21 protein-coding genes and 1 tRNA gene are annotated in these 22,690 nt (G+C 38.6%); 9 read left to right on the top strand and 13 right to left on the bottom strand.

The genetic code is table 11. From position 1 onward, the window contains the following. Positions 1–170 precede the first annotated feature (170 nt). From PSF28_RS18850 to PSF28_RS18835, 4 genes are all read right to left on the bottom strand, one after another. Positions 171–383 (bottom strand): helix-turn-helix domain-containing protein, encoded by a 213-nt coding sequence (locus tag PSF28_RS18850; protein ID WP_094961282.1) that lies wholly within the window; start codon positions 381–383, stop codon positions 171–173. 534 nt (positions 384–917) lie between these two features. After that, a tRNA-Pro gene (locus PSF28_RS18845) sits at positions 918–994 on the bottom strand. 73 nt (positions 995–1,067) lie between these two features. Beyond that, positions 1,068–2,783: an LPS biosynthesis-modulating metalloenzyme YejM gene (gene yejM, locus PSF28_RS18840; protein ID WP_210840134.1), complete on the bottom strand. Its 1,716-nt coding sequence runs from the start codon at positions 2,781–2,783 to the stop codon at positions 1,068–1,070. Positions 2,784–2,804: 21 nt separating this feature from the next. After that, positions 2,805–3,032, bottom strand: a complete 228-nt coding sequence (locus PSF28_RS18835) for a YejL family protein (protein WP_004911940.1) — start codon at positions 3,030–3,032, stop codon at positions 2,805–2,807. A 242-nt stretch (positions 3,033–3,274) separates the two neighbouring features. On the opposite strand from PSF28_RS18835, the gene yejK reads away from it, so the two are divergent. Beyond that, positions 3,275–4,276, top strand: a complete 1,002-nt coding sequence (gene yejK, locus PSF28_RS18830; RefSeq protein ID WP_004911936.1) for a nucleoid-associated protein YejK — start codon at positions 3,275–3,277, stop codon at positions 4,274–4,276. A gap of 96 nt (positions 4,277–4,372) precedes the next feature. Here the strand turns inward: yejK and rplY are convergent, their stop codons facing one another. Further along, positions 4,373–4,654, bottom strand: a complete 282-nt coding sequence (gene rplY / locus PSF28_RS18825) for a 50S ribosomal protein L25 (protein WP_004260060.1) — start codon at positions 4,652–4,654, stop codon at positions 4,373–4,375. 166 nt (positions 4,655–4,820) lie between these two features. Continuing rightward, positions 4,821–6,578 (bottom strand): DEAD/DEAH box helicase, encoded by a 1,758-nt coding sequence (locus PSF28_RS18820; protein WP_272685476.1) that lies wholly within the window; start codon positions 6,576–6,578, stop codon positions 4,821–4,823. Between the two features lie 223 nt (positions 6,579–6,801). Between PSF28_RS18820 and rsuA the strand changes: the two genes are divergently transcribed. The 3 genes from rsuA (at position 6,802) to PSF28_RS18805 (ending at position 9,668) form a co-directional block, all read left to right on the top strand. Further along, positions 6,802–7,524 carry a 16S rRNA pseudouridine(516) synthase RsuA gene (gene rsuA / locus PSF28_RS18815; protein ID WP_210840136.1) on the top strand — a complete coding sequence of 241 codons (723 nt, stop codon included), beginning with the start codon at positions 6,802–6,804 and terminating at the stop codon, positions 7,522–7,524. A 3-nt stretch (positions 7,525–7,527) separates the two neighbouring features. Beyond that, positions 7,528–8,712 (top strand): Bcr/CflA family multidrug efflux MFS transporter, encoded by a 1,185-nt coding sequence (locus PSF28_RS18810; protein WP_210840137.1) that lies wholly within the window; start codon positions 7,528–7,530, stop codon positions 8,710–8,712. Between the two features lie 614 nt (positions 8,713–9,326). Further along, positions 9,327–9,668 carry a hypothetical protein gene (locus tag PSF28_RS18805; protein WP_004260080.1) on the top strand — a complete coding sequence of 114 codons (342 nt, stop codon included), beginning with the start codon at positions 9,327–9,329 and terminating at the stop codon, positions 9,666–9,668. 264 nt (positions 9,669–9,932) lie between these two features. On the opposite strand, the gene mepS is transcribed toward PSF28_RS18805, so the two are convergent. After that, a complete protein-coding gene (gene mepS / locus PSF28_RS18800; RefSeq protein WP_210840432.1) occupies positions 9,933–10,517 on the bottom strand; it encodes a bifunctional murein DD-endopeptidase/murein LD-carboxypeptidase in 585 nt (194 codons plus the stop codon). A 750-nt stretch (positions 10,518–11,267) separates the two neighbouring features. Then, a complete protein-coding gene (locus PSF28_RS18795) occupies positions 11,268–11,879 on the bottom strand; it encodes a YrbL family protein (RefSeq protein ID WP_272685475.1) in 612 nt (203 codons plus the stop codon). 325 nt (positions 11,880–12,204) lie between these two features. Here PSF28_RS18795 and PSF28_RS18790 point away from each other — a divergent pair, with 325 nt between their 5' ends. Next, positions 12,205–12,549, top strand: coding sequence for a hypothetical protein (locus PSF28_RS18790; protein ID WP_272664668.1), 345 nt, complete (start codon positions 12,205–12,207; stop codon positions 12,547–12,549). 137 nt (positions 12,550–12,686) lie between these two features. On the opposite strand, the gene yeiP is transcribed toward PSF28_RS18790, so the two are convergent. From yeiP to PSF28_RS18775, 3 genes are all read right to left on the bottom strand, one after another. Then, entirely contained in the window at positions 12,687–13,259 is a 573-nt protein-coding gene (yeiP, locus tag PSF28_RS18785; protein WP_210836285.1) for an elongation factor P-like protein YeiP, read from the bottom strand. Between the two features lie 152 nt (positions 13,260–13,411). Then, positions 13,412–14,656, bottom strand: a complete 1,245-nt coding sequence (gene mtr, locus PSF28_RS18780) for a tryptophan permease (RefSeq protein WP_004911904.1) — start codon at positions 14,654–14,656, stop codon at positions 13,412–13,414. Between the two features lie 161 nt (positions 14,657–14,817). Continuing rightward, positions 14,818–15,255, bottom strand: a complete 438-nt coding sequence (locus PSF28_RS18775; RefSeq protein ID WP_004911901.1) for a nucleotide triphosphate diphosphatase NUDT15 — start codon at positions 15,253–15,255, stop codon at positions 14,818–14,820. Between the two features lie 164 nt (positions 15,256–15,419). Between PSF28_RS18775 and fruK the strand changes: the two genes are divergently transcribed. Continuing rightward, positions 15,420–16,355 (top strand): 1-phosphofructokinase, encoded by a 936-nt coding sequence (gene fruK, locus PSF28_RS18770; RefSeq protein WP_210836283.1) that lies wholly within the window; start codon positions 15,420–15,422, stop codon positions 16,353–16,355. Between the two features lie 71 nt (positions 16,356–16,426). Here the strand turns inward: fruK and nfo are convergent, their stop codons facing one another. Together nfo and PSF28_RS18760 are read right to left on the bottom strand one after the other, a co-directional pair. Beyond that, positions 16,427–17,272: a deoxyribonuclease IV gene (nfo, locus tag PSF28_RS18765; RefSeq protein WP_196719444.1), complete on the bottom strand. Its 846-nt coding sequence runs from the start codon at positions 17,270–17,272 to the stop codon at positions 16,427–16,429. A gap of 100 nt (positions 17,273–17,372) precedes the next feature. Then, positions 17,373–18,452 carry a YeiH family protein gene (locus PSF28_RS18760; RefSeq protein WP_109911584.1) on the bottom strand — a complete coding sequence of 360 codons (1,080 nt, stop codon included), beginning with the start codon at positions 18,450–18,452 and terminating at the stop codon, positions 17,373–17,375. A 193-nt stretch (positions 18,453–18,645) separates the two neighbouring features. Here PSF28_RS18760 and yieE point away from each other — a divergent pair, with 193 nt between their 5' ends. The 3 genes from yieE (at position 18,646) to PSF28_RS18745 (ending at position 22,679) form a co-directional block, all read left to right on the top strand. After that, positions 18,646–19,509 carry a DNA-binding transcriptional regulator YeiE gene (gene yieE, locus PSF28_RS18755; protein WP_210836281.1) on the top strand — a complete coding sequence of 288 codons (864 nt, stop codon included), beginning with the start codon at positions 18,646–18,648 and terminating at the stop codon, positions 19,507–19,509. A 291-nt stretch (positions 19,510–19,800) separates the two neighbouring features. Further along, a complete protein-coding gene (locus PSF28_RS18750; protein WP_004911886.1) occupies positions 19,801–21,291 on the top strand; it encodes an amino acid permease in 1,491 nt (496 codons plus the stop codon). A gap of 221 nt (positions 21,292–21,512) precedes the next feature. Beyond that, on the top strand, positions 21,513–22,679 hold the full coding sequence (locus PSF28_RS18745; protein ID WP_419181981.1) for an ABC transporter substrate-binding protein: 1,167 nt from the start codon (positions 21,513–21,515) through the stop codon (positions 22,677–22,679). Positions 22,680–22,690: the final 11 nt, after the last annotated feature.

The raw sequence follows: 22,690 nt of genomic DNA, 5'->3' as shown, positions 1-22,690 counted from the left end.
AGAGAGACTCGCTAAGATAGAAGCAGAGCGATTAGCGCAAGAAGAAGCTAAACGTGCAGCAGAGGAAGTGGAAAGGACAGAGCAGGAAGCTGTGGAACGTAAACAGTATGGCCTTGATGATAATAGCGTATTGCTGTAATTAGGTGCAAAAAAGCCGCATTATTGCGGCTTCACTTACTATACGCATTCAGTAGTTCTTGAATACTAACATCAAGAATGTTAGCTATCGCGAATAAGTCATCGATGTATATTGATAACTCACCACTTTCATATTGTATATATTTTTTTTCAGAGGCTGTTAAGCCTTTTGCTATTTCTTTGGTTGAAATATTTTTAGCTAACCGCTTATTTTTTATAAGGCTGCCGATTGCTTTATTTCCCATATCCCTCTCAATCAGTCCAGTTGCAAAGTAAGTTAGTTAGGGTGAGAGGGTATTTTACAAAAAATAATACAGGCTTCAAACGAAACAAGGCTAAGCAAGTATTTTATAAACAGAGCAACAATAAAAACTAATGCGCCAGCTCGAGTAGTTGGCGCATCTAGAACACTTATCAAAATATTCTACTTCGGCTTCTTGGGTTTCAGGAAGCCAATCACCATCGATAAATATCTCTTCTAGTGTTTCTTCAATATATGTTTTCTTCTCATTCTTCCCAAGACCGTCAATAGACACGTTACTTGAGTGATGCAGTTTATATCGATATTTAGATCGGGGTATTAGAGTAAGAAGAAGCTAAACGTGAAGCAGAGGAAGAAGAGAAGGGAGAGCAGTAGGATAATAAATCCTAACGAAAGGAAGGGTAAAAGCCGGTATAACTATGTCGGACTTTTACCCGACTTTTACCCGACTTTTACCCGCCCCAAACTCACCGCACAAAAAAACCAACCTTAAGTGGTTGGTTTCTCTATATAAAGTTGGTCGGCATGATAGGATTTGAACCTACGACCCCCGACACCCCATGACGGTGCGCTACCAAGCTGCGCTACATGCCGAACTTTGATTAATACTACTCAATTTGCTTTTAAAAGCAATAGACTGACGACACGACTGGTTGATATTTAAGCACTAATTTTCATTAAAACGTTTTAGCTCAGTAAAGATCTTCAACAACTCAGCTAAATCAGGCTTTTCATTTCGTTCTATAGCACCTTGTTTATCATAGATATTAAACTGACCATTTTGATCCATGTAGAGAGTGGCATTATCAGTGGTAATAACAACATCGTCGTTATCACCGGTGATCACCCATGGGTAAGTACGCTTAACACTAAATAAATCTTCACCTTGGCTGTAATCATCGGGTGGATTACTGACATGTAATAAACGCTGCATCAATGTTGTCATGACATCTTGATGGCTTGTTAGCTTATCTATTTGCTGCGCTGGTGTGTTTGGCCAATAAATGAATAGTGGCACTTGCATATTATTACGATTGAAGTGTTTGCCATCTAACCACTCGTTTTCTGCTTTTCCTTGGTTATTGTAATTTGCGGTTACAATAACAATGGTGTTTTGCAAGCGATTATCACGCTGTAATACAGCCATTACGCGATTGATTTGTTCATTGGTTTTCGCACTTCCAGGCGTTCCTTTAATATTGAGGAAAGAGAACCAAGGCGAGCCATTTTTAAGGTTATCTAGCCAATTATTCCATTGTGTGACCGTTAAATTATCGTTATCTGCTGTTTTGGCAGGTAATGAGTAATCCGCTAAAATAGCTTGCCTAAATAATGGAGAATTAAAGCCATCTGTTGAGAACAAACCAAACTGATACCCTTGATGTTGTAAGGCTTCGATTAGCGCTGATGGATGGCGACCATTGAGAATATTATCGAAATAAGTTGATGAAATACCATAGAATAAGCCAAATAGCGCGGTATCATTACGTAGGCCAGCAGTGTAGTGATTCGTAAACTGTGTACTGATTTCTTTAAATTCGTTTAACGCACCCATAGAATCTTGTTGAGATTTATCTCCAAGATCATCAATGACCAACAATAATAAGTTGTAATCGGCGCCTTGGTCATAATAACTTAAAGGTTTCAATGGGTAGTTTAATTTAAGTGCTGTCGGGCTACCTTGCTGGAATACACGGTTTTGATGTTCGGTTAAGTCTAACAGACCATACCTATCAAGGAGCTTCCGGGCTGTCATGGGTTGTGACAATGGATAATTGTAGCGTTGCATGGTGATAGGGCGATAAAAATTAGCATCGGCCCATGCATACATCAGGTGTGACATAATAAAGGTCACAATAAAAATACCCGCAAGCGGTTTTCCAAATGTCTGGCGGTTTAAACTACGTAGCTTTTGCCAACTCCAAGTCGCAAATAACATTTCAACAAGAAAGATAATCGGAATGCTGATAAACATCAGTTGCCATTCACGAGCCATCTCGCCCTTAGTTGGGTTGATGACCAAGTCCCAAACTTGCGGTGTTAAATGCAAACCAAATTGGCTAAAAACACGGATATCAAAAATTAATAGCGTTGTACCAGCCGTTGCGAGGGCAACACAAAGTACCCTTAGAAGCCGCTGAGACATAACAATAAAGGTCAGTGGAAAAACAATTAGTAAGTAAGTCGCAAAGACCACAAAACTAAAGTGACCAATCCAACTGACGAAAGCATAAATTCGGCCAGTTAGGGTATCTGGCCAATCAAAAATAAACAGATAGCTACTACTTAACACGAGGCTAAGCAGTATATTGAATAGTGCAAACCAGTGCCCCCAACCAATCATGTTAGAGACTTTGTCACGGTAGCGCAGGTGGGTGACCATACTGTTTATTTCATTAATCAATTAGTGTGATTGATCTTCTTTAACAGAAGAAAGTAATGCATTTGCGAATGATTCTGCAATCATTTTACGTTGCGCAGGCGCAACCGACGTATTCAGCAGATTCGTTACCATATTACCTAACACCATGAGGGAAAGGTCAACAGGGGTGTGGTTTTTTTCTAACACGCTCACGAGGTCAGAAAGTAAACCTTCAACTTTTTCATCACTATAGCGAGATGATTGTGGCATAAATTGAGACATCCTAAATTAATGAAAGCTACATATCATAGCGTATCACAGCTGGTTTTTCTTCTTTCTTCGCAACAAATTTTTGTTTAAGTGATAATAATGCTAATTCAGATTCGTAAAGTGCGTATTAGTTCAGCGTAATTAGGCTGAAAATAGAACAAATGATGGTTTCTGTTGCAGAGGAATAATATCAATGTTTGAATACGCGCAACATTATTTTCGCTATAACGAAGGAGCCAACAATGAGTCTGGAAATTAACCAGATAGCTTTACACCAGTTAATTAAAAGAGATGAGCAAACGCTAGAGGTGATGTTGCGGGATTCTTTATTGACAGCAGATGGTGTCGTACAAGACATGATGGCCGAATTACATCGCGTCTATAGTGCAAAAAGTAAAGCTTTTGGTGAATTTAACGAAGAAAGTGAACTTGCTGACGCGTTAAAGTTATTGCGTAAAGGCGAGGAGGAGTTTTTAGGGTTCAGCCGTGCGATGACCGTTCGCTTGAAAGATGAATTAGCCAAATATCCTTTTGCTGAAGGGGGCGTGGTTCTTTTTTGTCAATACCGTTACCTCGCGGTCGAATATTTATTAATTGCGGTGCTCAATAGTTGTGACAGCATGTTTGTCACGGAATCATTGGATTTAGGCACCACACATTATTTAGACATCCCTCATGCAGATATTGTTGCTCGTATTGATTTAACCGAATGGGAGACCAATCCGGAATCAAAACGCTATTTAACTTTCTTAAAAGGCAGAGTAGGCCGAAAAGTGTCTGATTTCTTTATGGACTTTTTGGCTGCATCAGAGGGATTAAACGCAAAAGTTCAGAATAAAGGCTTGGTACAGGCACTCGACGATTTTTGTGATAATGCACAAATGGACAAAAATACGCGTCAAGCTTATCGCCAGCAAGTGCATAGTTATTGTACAGAACAATTACAATCTGGAGAGGAAATTGAGCTACAGGCGCTGGCAAAAGAGTTGCCAATGGTTGAAGAACAAAGCTTTGACGATTTCGCTCGCCAAAATGATTATCAACTTGAAGAAAGTTTCCCAGCCGATAGAGGAACGTTGAAGCAATTAACGAAGTTCTCTGGAAGTGGCGGAGGGATCACGATTAGCTTTGATGCGATGCTTATGGGAGAGCGTATCTTTTGGGACCCTGTAACTGATACGTTGACCATTCGCGGTACACCACCTAATTTGCGTGACCAATTACAACGCCGGGGTGCTAAATAGGCCGTGATGTTGAATAGATAGAAATAAATAACGCCGCAATTGCGGCGTTATTTACTCGGCGTCCCGAAAATTCTAAAGCTCGGCTGTGGGCTTTAATTAAGCGCGCAGGAAGTCAATGTGCGTCACTTTTGGCTTAAATGGGTGACGTTGAACAGCCTGAACTTTTACTTTTGTTTCTTTACCATCGATAACCAGGTTCAGAACTTCGTAAAATTCTGCTTTGCTTTCTTGGTTGATGATTTCATCGTGGTTAAGAGTTACAGAGATAGCTTCTTGGTTGCCACCGTAAACGATAGCTGGAAGCTGGTTATCTCTGCGCAGGCGGCGGCTCGCACCCTTACCCTGCTCTTTACGTTCAATTGCATTGATAGTTAACATTACTATTTCTCTATAAAAAGAAAATATAAATTCCTGCTACAGGCGACCCAGCAGCAGGTTCGAGATTTGGCCAATGGATACTTCATTCAGTGAATAAGATATCGGAAGGCGGGCGGCATTTTAACGAAAAATCCGTCATCCGGCAATCATTATGATCGTTTTCACTTTATGATAGGGAATCTGCAACGCGAAAACGCCCTTGATAATCGAAGATTTTCTCTCTAATTTCCCAAAAACGCTCTTTTTTGCGTGCAACTATAAATTGGGGATAACGTAATAATGATTGCTGCAATAATATATCATTTGCATTATTCCATTTAAATGGAACACCAGGAGCACGCTGATGCTCTCGTAAAAAACGATATTCGAATACGCGTTTTTGTGCGGGCGTTGCTAGGCGAAAACGTTCTGCAACGCGAGTTCCGTCTTCATCAAAATAATTTATTTTAATCCATTCACCTTTGGTATCACTCCCAGTAATGAATTGCATGCCACCGCAACGAATGATTAATGCATCTTTAAGTTTTAATGCGGCTTTTAGCATATCGTCAGGGTCAGTAAGCACCTCTAGGCATTTTTGGCAGCGACGAGCAGCAATATCATTTTCTGCACCACAATGTGGACATTGCTTGAAGCGAAAACGAAATTCACATTGTTTTTTCTGCTTATTTTCATCTTCTTCCCAGCCTTGGCAGCGCCGGCCGTAATGTTCAATAATTTGCCCATCAGAGGTACATTTGCCCCAAAAAATATTCGCAAATTGGCACAATGGACAGAAAACTTGCACGGGAACACTGGTTGAATTGGGTCTACTAGAACCCACTTCAGGCCGAAACAAATCGTGTGGGTTTCCTGCATAATCTAAGATTAAGCAGCGGGTTTTTCCTTCAGAGAGGCGTAATCCTCTGCCAACAATTTGTTGGTATAAGCTCACTGACTCTGTTGGTCGTAAAATTGCAATCACATCAACATGAGGTGCATCAAACCCAGTTGTTAATACTGAAACGTTAACTAGATAATGTAATTCTTTGTTTTTAAATTGTTTAATTATTGCTTGCCTATCAGCAGCAGGGGTTTCAGCTGTCACTAATGCCGCACTGTTTTGGGGTAAATAGCCCAAAATTTCTTTTGCATGCTCGACCGTTGCCGCAAAAATCATACAGCCTTGTAATGGTGCTGCATATTCAATAACTTGCTCAATAATTTTAGGGGTAATGCGTTGTTGCTTTTTTAATGACAAATTAAGTTCTTGTTCATTAAAAATACCTGATGATGTCAGTGAAACTTGGCTAAAATCATATTGAAGGACAGGCATGTCTAAGCGTTCAGGTGGTACTAAGAATTTATTTTTAATCATATAGTGTAGAGGTAGTTCATAAATACACTCATGGAAAAAACAGTTTTCATCGCCACGTACCATACCATGGTAATGGTATTGGTAAATCCAACCACTGTTGAGACGGTAGGGCGTGGCGGTTAACCCTAAAATACGTAATGAAGGGTTATTGGCCTGTAAAGCTTGGATGATTTGTTGATATTGGCTTTTATCATTTAGGCTTATGCGATGGCACTCATCAATAATTACTAGCGAAAAATGTGCGTCAAACGCCTTAAGATTACGAGCAACAGATTGCACACTGCCGAAAACGATTTTGCTTTGAGATTCTTTGCGATTTAGGCCTGCGGCAAATATATCGGCTTGTAGGCCATATGCGAGGTACTTAGCATGATTCTGCTCAACTAATTCTTTTACATGCGCTAATACCAGAACTCGCCCACGAGCAAGCCGTGCCAATTCAGCGATCACTAAGCTTTTTCCTGCGCCAGTTGGTAGGACAATTACGGCAGGGTGAGTCTGCTTACGGAAATAATCGACCGTCGCATCGACAGCTTCTTGTTGGTATGGGCGTAAAACAAAAGGCATATTATTCAGCATTATGTAATTAAATCAGGTGAATGACGTTAAATTTAATTTAAAACGATGACTCTGTCTAAAGATGTGAGTTGTTTCGGTGAAACTATCACTTCACAGGGGTTATTGTTATAATGAATTATGTGATAGCAATCACAACAACCTTTCACTCTATATTCTGACAGCTGAGCGTTATTGTACGCTTCACTGGCATTCCATCAAGTTAAGAGAATCTATGCGACTGGATAAATTTTTGTCCCAGCAATTAGGGATAAGCCGAAGTTTGGTAGCGCGAGAACTGCGCGCAGGGCTTGTAACGGTTGATGAGGAAATCGTTAAATCAGGGGCTTTTCAAGTTACGATTGACCATGAAGTCGCTTATGATGGCAATGTCCTCGTGCAAGTTACTGGGCCACGTTATTTTATGTTACATAAACCACAAGGTTATATTTGCTCAACAGATGACCCAACACATCCAACAATTCTTTTTTTTATTGATGAGCCTCTTGCACAAAAACTGCATTCAGCAGGGCGTTTAGATATCGATACAACCGGCCTTGTATTATTGACGGACGATGGTCAATGGTCTCATCGCATTACTTCACCCAAGCATCATTGTGAAAAAACGTACCGAGTTCAATTGAGTGATGATATTGCTCAAGATGTTGCTGAGCAGTTTGCTCAGGGCGTTATGCTCAATGGGGAAAAACATCCAACTAAACCAGCGAAACTGGAAATTATTAGCCCTAGAGATGTCAGGCTGACGATTAGCGAAGGGCGTTATCATCAAGTAAAACGTATGTTTGCAGCGGTAGGAAACCACGTTTGTGGGTTACACCGTGAACGTGTTGGGGAAATTTGGCTCGATGATGCTCTTGAGCCAGGAGAATACCGCCCACTGACGGAAGAAGAGATCAACAGCATTAATGTACCACGTAAAAAAACAGCAGGAGTTTAAAGAGTGCAACAGCAGCGTTCATCCTATTTGGGGCTGATATTAATTCTAGGTTTATTATCGATGCTAATGCCATTGGCTATCGACATGTACCTACCAAGCTTTCCGACGATGATGCATTATTTTAATGTAGATGAAGGGCGCATTCAAATGACGCTCAATAGCTACATTTTTGGTTTTGCTATAGGACAATTATTTTATGGCCCGATGGCAGATAGCATTGGGCGTAAACCTGTTATTTTGGGTGGGGTCGTCGTTTTTGCCATCGCTTCAGCGGCTTGTGCCATCACTGAATCGATTGATTCATTGATTTGGTTACGTTTTTTACATGGTTTTGCCGCCGCAGCTGCAAGTGTTGTGATTAACGCACTTATGCGAGATATGTTTACTCGTGATGAATTCTCAAGAAGTATGTCTTTTGTTGTATTAGTGATGACGGTGGCACCGTTATTAGCCCCTATTTTAGGGGGAGAGCTAATGCGTTGGTTTTCATGGCATGCCATTTTCTGGAGTATCGCCATTGCAGCGGTTGTTGCCGTTATTTTAGTGAGCTGTTTTGTGCGGGAAACATTGCCCGTTGCTAAAAGGCAAAAGTTTCATATTGGTACAACATTAAGGCAATTTGCGACTTTATTTAGAGCAAAACAGGTTCTGTTCTACATTTTAGCGAGTTCATTCTCTTTTGCAGGGATGTTTTCGTTCTTAAATGCAGGCGCTTTTGTCTATATCGATTTAAACGGGGTGTCTCCACAGAATTTTGGCTACTATTTTGGTATCAACATTATCTTCCTGTTTATTATGACAACAATAAATAGCCGCTATGTAAGGCATTTTGGCGCAGAAAAAATGCTTTATTTTGGCATCATTATCCAATTTGTAATGGGCGTGTGGTTGCTTGTTACAACGGCATTTACATTAGATTTTTGGACATTGGTTATCGGTGTTGCAATCTATGTTAGTGGCATCGCGATGATTACTTCTAATGCAATGGCAGTCATCTTGGATAATTATCCACATATTGCAGGAACCGTCTCTTCATTGGCAGGAACAATAAGGTTTTCAATTGGCGCACTCGTTGGGACTTTATTATCACTCATACCCGCTCAGAGCGCATGGCCAATGGTCGGTTCTATGGTTGCTTGTGTAGCATTATCAATGTTATTTGTTTTATTAGCGAAAAAAGCAAAGTAAGCCATATGTTTTCATGTTTCATGGATGAAACTGAGAACACACAATTCTCCTTTCTTTAAATAGAATTTTTTCTAGTTACTTCTCCATATCATTCATTTTATCTATTAGAGATAAAGGTATATTGCTCGATAAAAACGAGTAGTAATTCAGGGGTATTAAAATTTTTAATGAAAAATGATCTAAATCAATTATCATTCGAGCTAAATTTGTTAAATTTATGTTTTATGAATTAATGCTTATTGCAACATTATTCATTAATAAAAATTTGGTTTAACTTCAAAAATAAACTATTTTTTACTATTTTCATTTCATAAATGTAAAAAAAAGTTAAGTATTTTTGGCTAAATGTTGATCTTAAAGATCAAAATTAGTTTAATTTTTAATATATTTGCTATTAAAATGATTGTGCAATGATTTGTGTCACAAAAATTTAACGACATTTTGTTTTTTTAATGTTATATTTAAAGTTCGATATTTAACATTAATGTTACTTTTTGGATAACTAAAAGTTCGGTTTGAACGATGAATGATTAGCTTAAGCCCGTGTTAGGTTGAGTAAGAATGCAAGTATTAATACTTGGCAAAACACTAAAATGTTTCAATAGGATATCTTTGTGGAAAAATTAGGTCTTTCGGTGGTGCACAGGCTACCGCAAAGCTACCGCTGGTTATCAGGCAAAATAGGTACGGATGTTGAAGTCGTGCCTATGAATGATGCCGATAGCGATAAGCTTGTGGGGCTGAAGCTACTTAGCCATGACTGTGCGACAGATTGTATTGCAATGCAGCAATTGTCCGAATCATTGTCAGACATGCAGATCGCTAACGCAATCTTAGAGTGGCAAAAAGAAATTTGCCTATTCATTCATGCTAATGATGAGTTAGCTGCTATGTGTCGTTTAAAAGCCTCTGGCGTCGCGATTGCAGAACTGTCTTCTGGTTTTTATAGTGCTTAGTTTTGAGTATATTTGCTTAGCTACATTGGCTTGATGATTCATTATTATTTTAGTTGCAAGTTTAGTTACAGGTTTAGTTCAGCTATGTATTTATAACTTGTTTTTGGATGAGCGTTATCGTGAGGTGGGTTTGGTATTTAAGCTATTTTTATCAAAAAGAATCAAATAGCTATACTAAATTTAGTTAATAAAAATTCCCAATAAAAAAGCTTCCATTGTATGGAAGCTTTTTTATTGGGAGGGGATATAGAATGTTAAAAAAACTTATGAGCCATTAATAATACGTCTACCGGCATAATATCTTTTGCTCCAGTACGAGTTAGTCATTTCAGAAACGATAACACCACTACTGGTTGATGCATGAACAAATTTTTGGTCGCCAATATAGATACCAACATGCTTCATAGTTCGGCCAGTTTTAAATAAAACAATATCACCGACTTTTAGGTTATTACGTTTTACGCTTTTGCCTGAGGATTCTTGTTCAGAAGTGGTGCGGGGGAGTTCAACACCAAATTGTTCAAAGAATGTGCGTTGTACGAAGCTTGAACAATCAACACCTTTCTTTGTTGTACCGCCAAGACGATAAGCCACGCCTTTCCAGCTTGCGTATTGATCCATTATTTTAGATTTAGTATCAACACTTTGTACTAATTCTTCGAATTCATCTTGAGATGCCATCGTCAAGGAGTCGCCAGCAGAACCATTTAGCATACGTGCATCTGATTTGGCAGTATATTGCGTATTTTTAGCTGACTTTGGGTTGGTACATGCTGTGAGCGTTACGGCGATTGCAATTGCCGGAACAATGCGCCAAGCATAGCGCTTAAGTTTTTCAGAAGTTAGCATTCTTATATATATCCCTTACCATTTTTCTAGTACTTTATTGTGTAAAAAGACACAAAAAACTAAACTTATCCCTGTGAAAAACGCATTATAGATGCCAAAACTGTGTTTTTCGCAGAAAGTGTTTATCGCAGCACGACTAAAGTTCGAATGTGCTAGTCATATTTAATGACTTATTGAGTATAGGATATATATCAATATTTACTAAATTTACTAAAACATTCTTTACATTTTTTAGTTAGAAGATTTGGTATCGCAATAGTCCCAAATCAAACCTTTAAGAGCATACATAAACAAAAGCAAAATGGCGAGTTAATAGAGGTGAAATTTACAAAACATTAGATAAAAGTGCCTATTTGCCATTGGTTTATGTGATAGTTGCCTAATATGAAGGATATTTACTTATAACACAGGTAATTACAGTCAATGAAATATGATCTAAGTCACATTTTATTGGTTATTATTTCAGTGTAATCACATAAATATGTGCTTTTTAAGTTTGAAATGTAAAGAAGTTTAAATTTATATTTAATGACGGTTTATTTGTGAGCAAAACGAATAGTTTAATAGACTTTAAAAAAGATGAGTAGAGTAAAAAACACACAGAGAATAATGAAGAAAGTCAATTCACTGTATGTTTATCAGGGTATTTTGTTGTTCGGGTTTTCTACATGAAATAGATACTGGCGAGTGTGTGGTAATTTATGTTGATCACCAAACGGTAATAATGCAAATGAACCACGAGTGTAAGTGCTATATCTTGATATTGTAGTCACGATAAAGCCGTTGCTCGAAATCGCTAAACCGGCGATTGAGGGTGGCACGAGCGATTCTAGCTGAAAAATAATCCATGGGAATGAAATTAGATGACCCAAGGTTATCAATAATCAGAAATTGGCCGTGAGGTTTATAACCTAATTGGTAAACAATGTTGTAAGTCTTAAGTGCCATCGTGGAGATAGCCTCTTTATAAATATTCTTTTTAAATTGCTCATAGGCAATTTTCATGTTTTTTTTATGTTTTAAAAAAAATTGTTTGTTTTTTAGGTAATAATCTAAAGTATGTGAAACATTTCCAGTTTTATCTTTAATTAACTGGAACACATATCCTAATCCGCGATCAGTTTGCTGGAAACCATAGTAATGAGATATGGTTTTTGTGGTGAAATTTTTTTTGTATAAGCGCTTGTAATAACGAACCTCCCTTAATGTTTCTTTATCATCTCTTCCACTTAAATGAACTTTTACACATAGGTCATCATATTCAGGGTGCTGATAACAAGCACGCTGTCGGCCTGATGCGATCAAATTGGTAGAAGGTAATGAGATTTTTTTATTTAAATTCTTATGCATGATGATTAACACTATCTTTAACGATTTTAAAGTTTTTGATGTATAGGTGAGCTTTAAGTAGCATTGCGACGATTTTCATAAATTATAGGGCTAATGCTAATAGATATTATTTATAAAGTGTTGCATTTTGTGTGGTTAATTAAGTGTGATGTAAGTCCTTTATTTTGTTTTGATAAAAAATTAAATAAAAAATAAAAAACTACGACCATAAATGAAATTATTAATATCCCTTTGGAATTAGTATGTCGTTCTCAGGCAATTCAGCCAAATTAAATACTTTAACTGTAAATAAATTACAGAAAGTGACGATAACATAATTTTAAAAGGGGATTTCATTATGAATAGCTCAGTAAAAAAAATGGTAATGGCTTTTCTGGTAGTAACATCATTAAGCACAAGTTTTTCAATCGTTGCGTCAGAAAATAGTGAGACGAAACGCAGTAGTACAGGCGTTATCCGATTTACAGGTGCCATCGTTGCATCACCTTGTGTTGTCGAAGCGAATGCTAATAAAGTTGAAACTAAATGCTGGAATGATAATGGTAAATTAGAAACGGCATCTGCAGATATTCGTAAATTAAAAAATAAAGAAATGTTGCTTCCGAATCAAAAAGGTACTCAACAATTTAATTGGATTAATAAAGATAAAACCTTAGGTATTTATACAATAAAATACGATTAATCTTGAGTTGAATAAGAATTGAATGTAGCAAACTAATATGGGAAGGGTATGCAATGTTTAATTTCAATGACATATGCCTATGAAGTTATTGTTCATAGGCATATAAGAAATTGTTTCTATCAAATTAAAAACAAAAATTAGTCACAACGGCCCATATAACGACGCTCAGCGATATGAATACGAATTTTCTCTCCGCTGGTTAAATATTCAGGGACTTGGACTGTTAGCCCTGTAGCCATAGTTGCGGGTTTAGTCCGTGCGCTAGCTGATGCCCCTTTAATTGCAGGTGTTGTTTCAACAATCACCATATCAACCGTTTGTGGTAGCTCTAATGCAAGAACTTGCCCATCCATTGTTAATACTTGCATTCCTGGTAACCCTTCTTCAGGGATAAAAAGTAATTCTTCTTCAATATCTGCTTTTTTGAAAAGATAGGGTGTGTAATCTTCATTGTCCATGAAAACGTACTCATCACCATCAATATAAGAAAAACTCACTCCGCGACGTGTTAGCGAAATGGTTTCTAAAATATCATCGCCTTTGAAACGCTCTTCAACTTTCTGGCCAGTTTTGATATCAGTAAAGCGCATTTTATATAGCGTACTCGCACCACGAGCACTAGGTGCTTGAATATCAATGTCTTTTACAAGTAATAGTTTGCCATTGTAGTTAATTGCTAAACCACGTTTAATTTCGTTGGCCTTGGCCATAAATAACCTTCTTTGGGGTTGTCAAAAAGAGTGCGACAAAATTACTCGCAGATAAGGAATTAGGCAAGATGCTGAAGTCAATTTTCAGTGAAAAATTTTTAGATAAATATCAGTGTGAATATAACTCGTAGGCTATATTCACACTCGAATGGTTAATAGATAGGAAGTAAACCAGATAGTGATAATAAATGAGCAACCGCATTAATTAACCCAAAGAGGATCACGAAGCCAATGATAAAGGTCCCTCCTGGTGCTTTATAACTGTTGTTAGGGTAGCGTTTACGACTTGCTTTCGCCATCAGGGCAGGGACAATAACAGCCCAAATAGTCGCTGCTAACCCTGCAAAACCAATCGCATAAATAAACCCATTAGGAAAAATTAAAGCGAGTATTGTTGGTGGTAAAAAGGTGACTAATATGGATTTAAGGCGGCCAAATTTGTTATCTTCAAATTTGAAAAAATCAGCGATAAAATCAAATAGCCCTAAAGACACACCTAAGAAAGAACTCGCTAAAGCCATATAGGAGAACAGGTTTAAAAACTGAGAAATAAAACTGCTTTGAGTAGAAATATTCATTTGGGTCAGTAATGCATCAATATTATTGCCATTTTCTCTGATCTCAATAAATGACGTTCTTGGAATATTTCCTTGAATCGCATACTGCCACAAAATATAGATAACCACGGTAATGGTTGCGCCATAGACGAGGCTCTTAACAACACTGCGGCTATCTTTATTATAATATTTTACTAATCCCGGCACATTACCGTGATAACCAAATGAAGTTAATAAATAAGGTAATGCGGCTAAGGCATATGGAAGATATTGGCTTTCACCTTGCTCAGTTTGGTTAAATAAGATAGCTGGAGATGCAGTTGAAACCATTCCACCGATTGACATAATAAAGGTGATTACCATTCCACCAATTAAAATAGTGCTTAACCTATCGACAGCACGCGTAGAAAGCCACACAAAAAAAGCCACTATGAAGGCAAAAATAAAGCCAGCACCTGCTTGAGGTATCTGTATTTTTTCTGACAAATTCGCTGCGATGATAGAGCTACCTGCAGAAATATAGGCATAAGTTAGTATGTAAAGCACAAAGGTGACGGATAAACTATTAATTGAATTCCATGTCGAACCCAATAAATCTTTAACCATCGTATGGAAACTGGCGCCTGCTGGGTAATTCATATTGGCTTCTAAAATCATTAACCCAGAAAGTAACATGCAAATAAAGGTATAAATCAACAGTATGACGGAGCCTGTGAACCATACGCCAGAAGTCACCATAGGAATAGAAAACATACCAGCACCCACTGCGGTACCGGCAATGATCATAGCACCCCCTAATATAGAAGGATTTTTTTGTTGTGTTGTTCCATCAATAGCCATGGTGGCTCCTAAATATATTGTTTCACTGTACTAGCTAAATGATACGGCAAGCATGAAGTATTGTAAATATAGTAAATAGAATAAAACAGGGAAAAATGAGTAATTAGAAAGGGATGGATAATAAACGTACAACGCGAGAATGTTTGTACGCTTACGATTAATTAGGCGTTTTGGCGATAGAAACGTTGTGTTAGCCAGAGGTCAACCGCGTTGCGACTAGCCTCAAAATGCGGTTCTGGGAGTTTGTCTGGTGAAACCCACATTAAGCTTTCACATTTATCTGGTTCCATAATTTGAGGCTCAACATCACCGTCATATTCAACATGCATGCAAACAGAAACGGTGTGTTTACCTTCTTGTTGGTGAGTTTGTAAATTATTACTGATGCCAAAAACAGTGGGGGCTTGGATATCAATACCTATCTCTTCTTTTATTTCGCGAATTGCACAGGTTTCAAAAGATTCACCGGGGTCGACATGTCCGCCGAAAATGGACCAATAGGGCGCATGTTTACTACTGCGTTTACCTATCAAAATTTGCCCATACTTGTTAGTGATTAGCACACCGACACCAACGACGACGTAAGCAGGCTCAGACATATATTCTCCTTATTATTTTATTTTTCAGCGCGCTGATCCTGACATAATCTTGTAGAAAAACAAGCAGGAAAAAGTACAAATATCACTGAAAACAATATGCTTTAATGTTATAACTATACTTAAATTTAAAGACACGATAATCATGATAAGGGAGATTAGTGGTTATGACTCGCCGGGTTGCTACAATTACATTAAATCCTGCTTACGACCTTGTGGGCTTATGCTCTACAATCGAAGTTGGTGAAGTCAATTTAGTCAAAACCGCTAGCCTCAATGCGGGTGGTAAAGGGGTCAATGTCGCAAAAGTACTCCGTGACTTAGGTATTGATATCACTGTTAGTGGTTTTATGGGAAAGGATAACCAAGAAGAATTCCAACATTTTTTCAGTGAAAATGGCATGGCTAACCGCTTCAGTATGGTGCCAGGACGAACACGAATTAACGTAAAACTTACTGAAAACAATGGGGAATCGACGGATTTCAACTTTTCAGGTTTTGAGATCAGCAAAGAAGATTGGAACCGTTTCTCGACTGAATCACTCAATTGGCTAGGCCATTTCGATATGGTTGTGGTCAGCGGAAGTTTGCCAAGTGGTATTGATCCAGAAGAATTTACTCGTTGGATGACTCGCCTTCGTCAATTATGCCCATGTATTATTTTTGATAGCAGCCGAGAAGCCTTAAAGGCAGGTTTAAAAGCCTCACCATGGCTAGTAAAACCTAATCGTCATGAGCTAGAAAGTTGGGTTGGTCGAAAACTGCCAGACTTACAAGATGTTGTAGCTGCTGCCCATGAATTAAGAGATAAAGGCATTTCCCATGTTGTTATATCGTTAGGGGAAGAAGGGGCGCTGTGGGTTAATGCGTCAGGTTCTTGGCTAGCTAAACCACCACATTGTGAAGTGATAAGCACGGTTGGAGCTGGTGACTCGATGGTTGCAGGGCTAGCTTATGGGTTACTCAATGGTGAGTCTAGTGAGCATACCTTACGTATGGCGACCGCAATTTCTGCACTCTCAGTTTCCCAGCCAGATGTTGGCTTAAAAAATAGAAATAAATTAGCGGATATGATGGCAAAAATTGAAATGAAATCGTTATAGTTCATTCAGTTCAAATAAAACCCTCACATGATAAATGCGGGGGTTTTATTATTAGAAAATAGTCTAAATCGCTAATTATTTTGCTGTGCTTTTAACCACGCAATTTCTTGTGGCCAAATATCAGGGTTTACGGTTTCTAAAATCAAAGGGATACCATCGAAGCGGCTATCTTGCATAATGTAAGTAAATGGTACAAAACCAATATTCCCTTCACCTAAACTATGGTGGCGGTCGACACGGCTGGCAAATTCACTTTTCGCATCATTAAGGTGCATTCCTTTTAGAAATTCAAACCCGACAATCTCTGCAAATTGGCCAAATGTTTTGTCACAATCTTCGGCAGTGCGTAGGTCATAACCTGCGGCAAAAGCATGACAAGTATCGATACACACACCTACACGGTTTTTATCTTTCACCCCATCAATAATTTTTGCGAGATGTGTAAAGTCAAAACCTAAGTTAGTACCTTGCCCAGCCGTATTTTCAATGACAGCAGTCACCCCCTCGGTTTCAGCAAGCGCGATATTAATAGATTCAGCAATCCGCGCTAAACAGTCGTCAATTTCAATTTTGTTTAAATGACTGCCCGGGTGGAAGTTAAGTAAATCAATACCTAATTGTTCACAGCGTTGCATTTCATCGATAAAAGCGACCCGAGATTTTTCTAGAGCTTCAAATTCAGGATGACCTAAATTGATCAAATAGCTGTCATGGGGCAGGATCTGGTGCTTACCGTATCCATATTTTTTGCAGTTATCTTTAAATTTTTTAATCACTTCTTCGCTCAGTGGTGCAGCTTTCCACTGGCGCTGATTTTTTGTGAACAATGCAAAAGCGGTTGCGTTGATTTCATGTGCGCGAATAACGGCTTGGTCAACGCCACCAGAGGCGCTGACATGTGCTCCAATATATTTCATTTTTGACTCCTTTTTATTGGAGTATGCCATTAATAAGCGAATAAATGAAATCAACAAAAAAGCCACCGGTTAAGGTGGCTAAAAACGAGGAGAATGTAGATTAAAAAATGTTTTGAATCAGTAAGTTAATTAAGAGTCCGCCAACTATCAACCAAACAAACAGTATCAACGCCATTAGTAATGGTTTAATCCCCGCTTGGCGAATAGCGCTAACATGGGTAGTCAACCCTAAAGCAACCATTGCCATAGCAAGTAAAATGGTATCCAAAGCAATAACTTGCTGTACTAATGCCTGAGGCAGTAAATTGAGTGAGTTAAAACCTGCGACCACAATAAAAAATACAGCAAACCAAGGAATAGTAATTTTACTTTTTTGGGTCTTTGTTGTTTGGTTAGCGGCCGTTTTACGGCTTAAAAACGCAGATAAAATAATTAAAAATGGCGCAAGCATCATGACACGGATCATTTTGGCAATGACAGAGGCATTTTCTGCGTCTGTACCAATCGTATGGCCTGCTGCAACAACCTGCGCAACTTCATGTACCGTTGAACCAATGTAAATCCCAAAGGTTTCTTCTGTTGCTGGAAACCAACCAAAGTGCGCGTTTAATTGGTAAATCCAAGGGTAAACAAAAATACAAATCGTACCAAAAATAACAACGGTTGAAACGGCAACAGCGACTTTACTCGCAGAAGCTTTAACGACAGGCTCAGTTGCCATGACCGCGGCTGCACCACAGATACTACTACCTGCGCCAATTAATAATGTTGTTTCTTCATCAAGACCGAACACTTTTTTACCTAGCCAATACGCTAATAAAAATGTCGATGTTAATGTTAAAGCATCAATAATTACACCAGTAGCGCCTACGTCAGTGATTTGTTGGAAAGTAAGGCGAAAGCCATACAAGATAATTCCAGCGCGTAAGAAATAGTGTTTGGCAAATTTAATGCCAGCATCACAAGATTGACTGGCTACGGGGTAAAAAGTATTCCCGACAATAATTCCTAGCAATATTGCGAGGGTTAATGCACCTAAACCGATATCCATAAACCAGGGTTGGTCACCGAGGTAAATTGCAATAGCAGTTAGAATACCCGCTAAAATAATACCTGGTATGAGTTTAAATATAGGGTTTAGGCTATTCTGCTCAAGGGTGTTGGTGTCACTTTTATTCATGATAATACTCTTTATTACCGCTTATAAGATTTAGTAATAAGGATATAACAAAAGCAATAATAATTTAAATTGATTATCTTTATATAATCTACCACCAAAATAGATTATAAGTTTCTTCTGGAATATTGCGAATAAATCGTTAATATTAACATTATTATTACAAATACTAAAAATCACGTTGGGGCTTACCTTTATGCGAATCACACTTAGGCAACTTGAGGTTTTTACGGAAGTATTAAAAAGTGGCTCCACGACGCAGGCATCTCAGTCATTAGCGCTTTCACAATCGGCTGTCAGCGCATCGCTAACGGATTTAGAAGGTCAATTAGGTGTTCAATTATTTGACCGTGTGGGTAAACGACTTGTTACGAATGAGCACGGAAGGCTGCTATATCCCAAAGCTTTAGCTTTATTGGAGCAAGGATTAGAAGTCGAGCAACTATTTAAAAAAGAGATGGGCGCCGTACGTCTTGCAGCAAGTACAACGATTGGTAATTATATTTTACCAGAAGTCTTAGCGGGTTACCGTCATGACCACCCGGATATTCCTTTAGAGCTTTTTATCAGTAACACAGAAGAAATTATTAAAGCAGTCATGGAGTTTAGAGCTGATGTTGGGTTAATCGAAGGCGTTTGTCATAGCCCTGAATTAATTTCTAAAGCATGGTTAAAAGATGAACTCGTTATTTTTGTTTCACCCCAAAATCCATTGGCGAATAAAAAAGTTTCTTTAAAAGATTTACGTGATGCACCTTGGATTTTGCGTGAAAGAGGTTCAGGTACGCGGGATGTACTCGACCAATTATTATTTGCACATCTTCCTGGCTTTCATATTTTAATGGAGCTAGGAAATTCAGAAGCGATCAAACATGCAGTTCGTTATGGAATAGGCATAAGTTGTTTATCTCGTCGAGTGATCGAAGAACAATTAGAAAATGGCTCTCTAGTTGAACTAAAAATAGATGAACTTCATTTAGAAAGAACGCTATATTTGATTTATCACCGCCAAAAGCATCTTTCGAATGCGATTACTAACCTACTGTCATATTGTAACTAAAAACTCTCATTATCTTTTCGCCCGTCGCGTTGTTGGCTGCATTCGATTACACAAGTCACATATTAATCATTTGATGCCTCGCGACGGACTAAGTCTTCAGAGGGATAAATACGCCAAGTTTTCCTTAGATGTTAAAGAAACAATATTCAACTTTTGGCAATAACGCATTTTACTTATAATTTTGTGTGAATTATGAAGGTATCTTATAACAGTGAAGAGTTGCTTAGTTCTCACAGTCTATTTTGCTAGAATCCCTGCGATATTAGCTGAATAATAAAATGCAGGGAACAAATGTCAGAACAACATACCAATACTATCTCGCAGGGCGGCCCACAAAGACTACGCCGTGAGTTAAAGGCACGCCATCTTGCGATGATTGCTATCGGTGGGTCCATCGGTACAGGTTTATTTGTTGCCTCTGGGGCAACGGTTGCACAAGCAGGCCCCGGTGGAGCACTCCTTTCTTATGCTATCATTGGTTTAATGGTCTATTTTTTGATGACCAGTTTAGGTGAGTTAGCCGCTTATATGCCTGTTTCAGGCTCATTTGCAACCTATGGTGCAAAATATGTCGATGAAGGCTTTGGCTTTGCACTTGGGTGGAACTATTGGTACAACTGGGCTGTGACTATTGCTGTTGACTTAGTTGCCGCTCAATTAGTGATGACTTACTGGTTCCCAGATACCCCCGGTTGGATTTGGAGCGCCATTTTCCTTGCCATTATTTTCTTACTGAATTTCATCTCGGTTAAAGGGTTTGGTGAGGCTGAATACTGGTTCTCATTAATAAAAGTCACCACGGTCGTCATTTTTATTGTTGTCGGCGTATTAATGATTTTTGGCATCATGAGCGGTGCGGAAAATGCCGGGTGGCATAATTGGGAAATTGGTGATGCGCCTTTTGCTGGTGGTTTTTCAGCCATGATTGGTGTGGCAATGATAGTTGGGTTCTCATTCCAAGGAACTGAATTAATCGGTATTGCTGCGGGTGAATCGAAAGACCCCGCTAAAAATATTCCAAAAGCCGTGCGCAAAGTATTTTGGCGTATCTTGTTATTCTATATCTTTGCAATCTTAATTATTAGTTTGATCATTCCTTACACTGATCCAAACTTACTGCGTAATGATGTCAAAGATATTAGTGTAAGCCCATTCACTTTAGTATTTGAAAATGCAGGCTTATTATCTGCGGCAGCAGTAATGAATGCGGTTATTTTAACAGCGGTATTATCGGCAGGTAACTCCGGTATGTACGCATCAACGCGTATGTTGTATACCTTAGCCCGAGAAGGTAAGGCTCCACGTATTTTCGCCCGTTTATCTAAAGGTGGCGTACCTCGTTATGCATTGTTAGCAACGACGGTTGTTGCAGGGTTATGTTTCCTAAGTTCCATGTTTGGCAACCAAACGGTGTACTTGTGGTTGTTAAATACATCGGGGATGACAGGGTTTATTGCTTGGTTAGGTATTGCCATTAGCCATTATCGTTTCCGTAGGGGCTATATTGCACAAGGGAGAGATCTTAATGACTTACCTTATCGTTCAGGCTTTTTCCCAATCGGTCCTATTTTTGCCTTTATTTTGTGCTTAACAATCACGTTAGGCCAAAACTACCAAGCTTTTTTAGAAGATAAAATTGATTGGGTAGGGGTTACCGCAACTTATATTGGAATTCCGTTATTTTTAGCAATTTGGTTTGGTTATAAGATAGCGAAGAAAACGACGTTTATCCGTTATAAAGACATGAGCTTTCCAAGTTACCGCGAAAATTTAGATAAATAGTTTTTTTAAATATCTATCATCAATAACAGCACTCTTAATAGGGTGCTGTTTTTTTATATATAGCGCAATAAACCTGCATTTTGGCGGTAAAATAGGCTGAATGTTTAGGTTTACGATGATGGTCACAGAATTCTATTGATGAAAGCCATGATTAAACTAATAATCGTATTGATAAGTATTCTTATTTGCTTTATTGTTACCGCATAAAAAAAAGTAAGTCAATGAGGTTAAGAGTGGAGCTTAATACTATGTCGTCGGTAGCCAAGAAGTCTGTAGCTAGGTCGGTAGTAAAAGGAATAAGTTTAGCGTTATTAGCAAGTGCCAGTATGAGCGCTTGGGCTGTAACAGTGACTGATATTGCAGGTCGTACCGTTGAGGTTCCTGATAATGTTAATCGCATTTTATTAGGCGAAGGGCGCCTATTTAGTGCAATAGTTCTGCTAGAAGGTGATAAACCCATTGAGCGAATTGTAGGTTGGCAAGGTGACCTTCGAAAACTAGACCCGCAAACCTATGCTGTTTATAAAGCGAAATTTCCTGAAATTGATAACATTCCATTAATTGGTAATACCAGTGCAGATAGCGTCAGTTCAGAAAAAGTATTAACTCTAAATCCAGATATTGCGATTTTTGGTTTGTCAGGCCATGGGCCGGGTAAAAATAGTGAATTAGTTAGCCAGCTCGAAAAAGCTGGTGTACCTGTCGTATTTGTGGATTTCCGTGATAAACCACTGGAAAACACTTTACCAAGCATGCGTTTACTTGGTAAAGCATTGAACCGCGAACAGGCGGCAAATAAATATGTCGATTTTTATGAAAGAAACCAAAAATTAGTCACTGATATTACTTCGAAAATACCAGAAGATAAAAAACCAAGTGTTTTTATTGAATTACGCGCTGGTGCTTTTGAAGATTGCTGTGGTACCGCTGGCGATGGAAATATGGGGAATTTTATTGATTTAGCTGGTGGTAAAAATATTGCTAAAGGTGTTTTGCCGGGCGCGCTTGGTACGATGAACTTAGAGAAAATTATTGCAGCAGACCCAAATATTTACATTGCATCTGGTGCAAAAGCACCGGGTAGTAAAGATGCCGGCGTTCAATTAGGCGCACAAAGCACATTAACAGATGCACAAAAAAGCCTGAAAAAAATTACTGAACGTAAAGGGATTAGCTCGTTATCAGCCGTAAAAGATAAGCAAGATTATGCTATCTGGCACAATTACTATAACTCTCCATACAATGTGATTGCGACGCAAGTTTTCGCCAAATGGTTCTACCCAGAACAATTTGCCGATCTAGAACCGCAAAAAACACTAGAAGAATTGCATCGAGAGTTTCTCGCCATCGAACCAACCGGTGTATATTGGGTCAGCGACGAAAAGTAATGAAAACGGGT

It is taken from the genome of Providencia sp. PROV130, assembly GCF_028482225.1.
GTDB classification, from domain to species: Bacteria; Pseudomonadota; Gammaproteobacteria; order Enterobacterales; family Enterobacteriaceae; genus Providencia; species Providencia rettgeri.
This window is presented reverse-complemented; position numbering and strand designations above follow the sequence as displayed.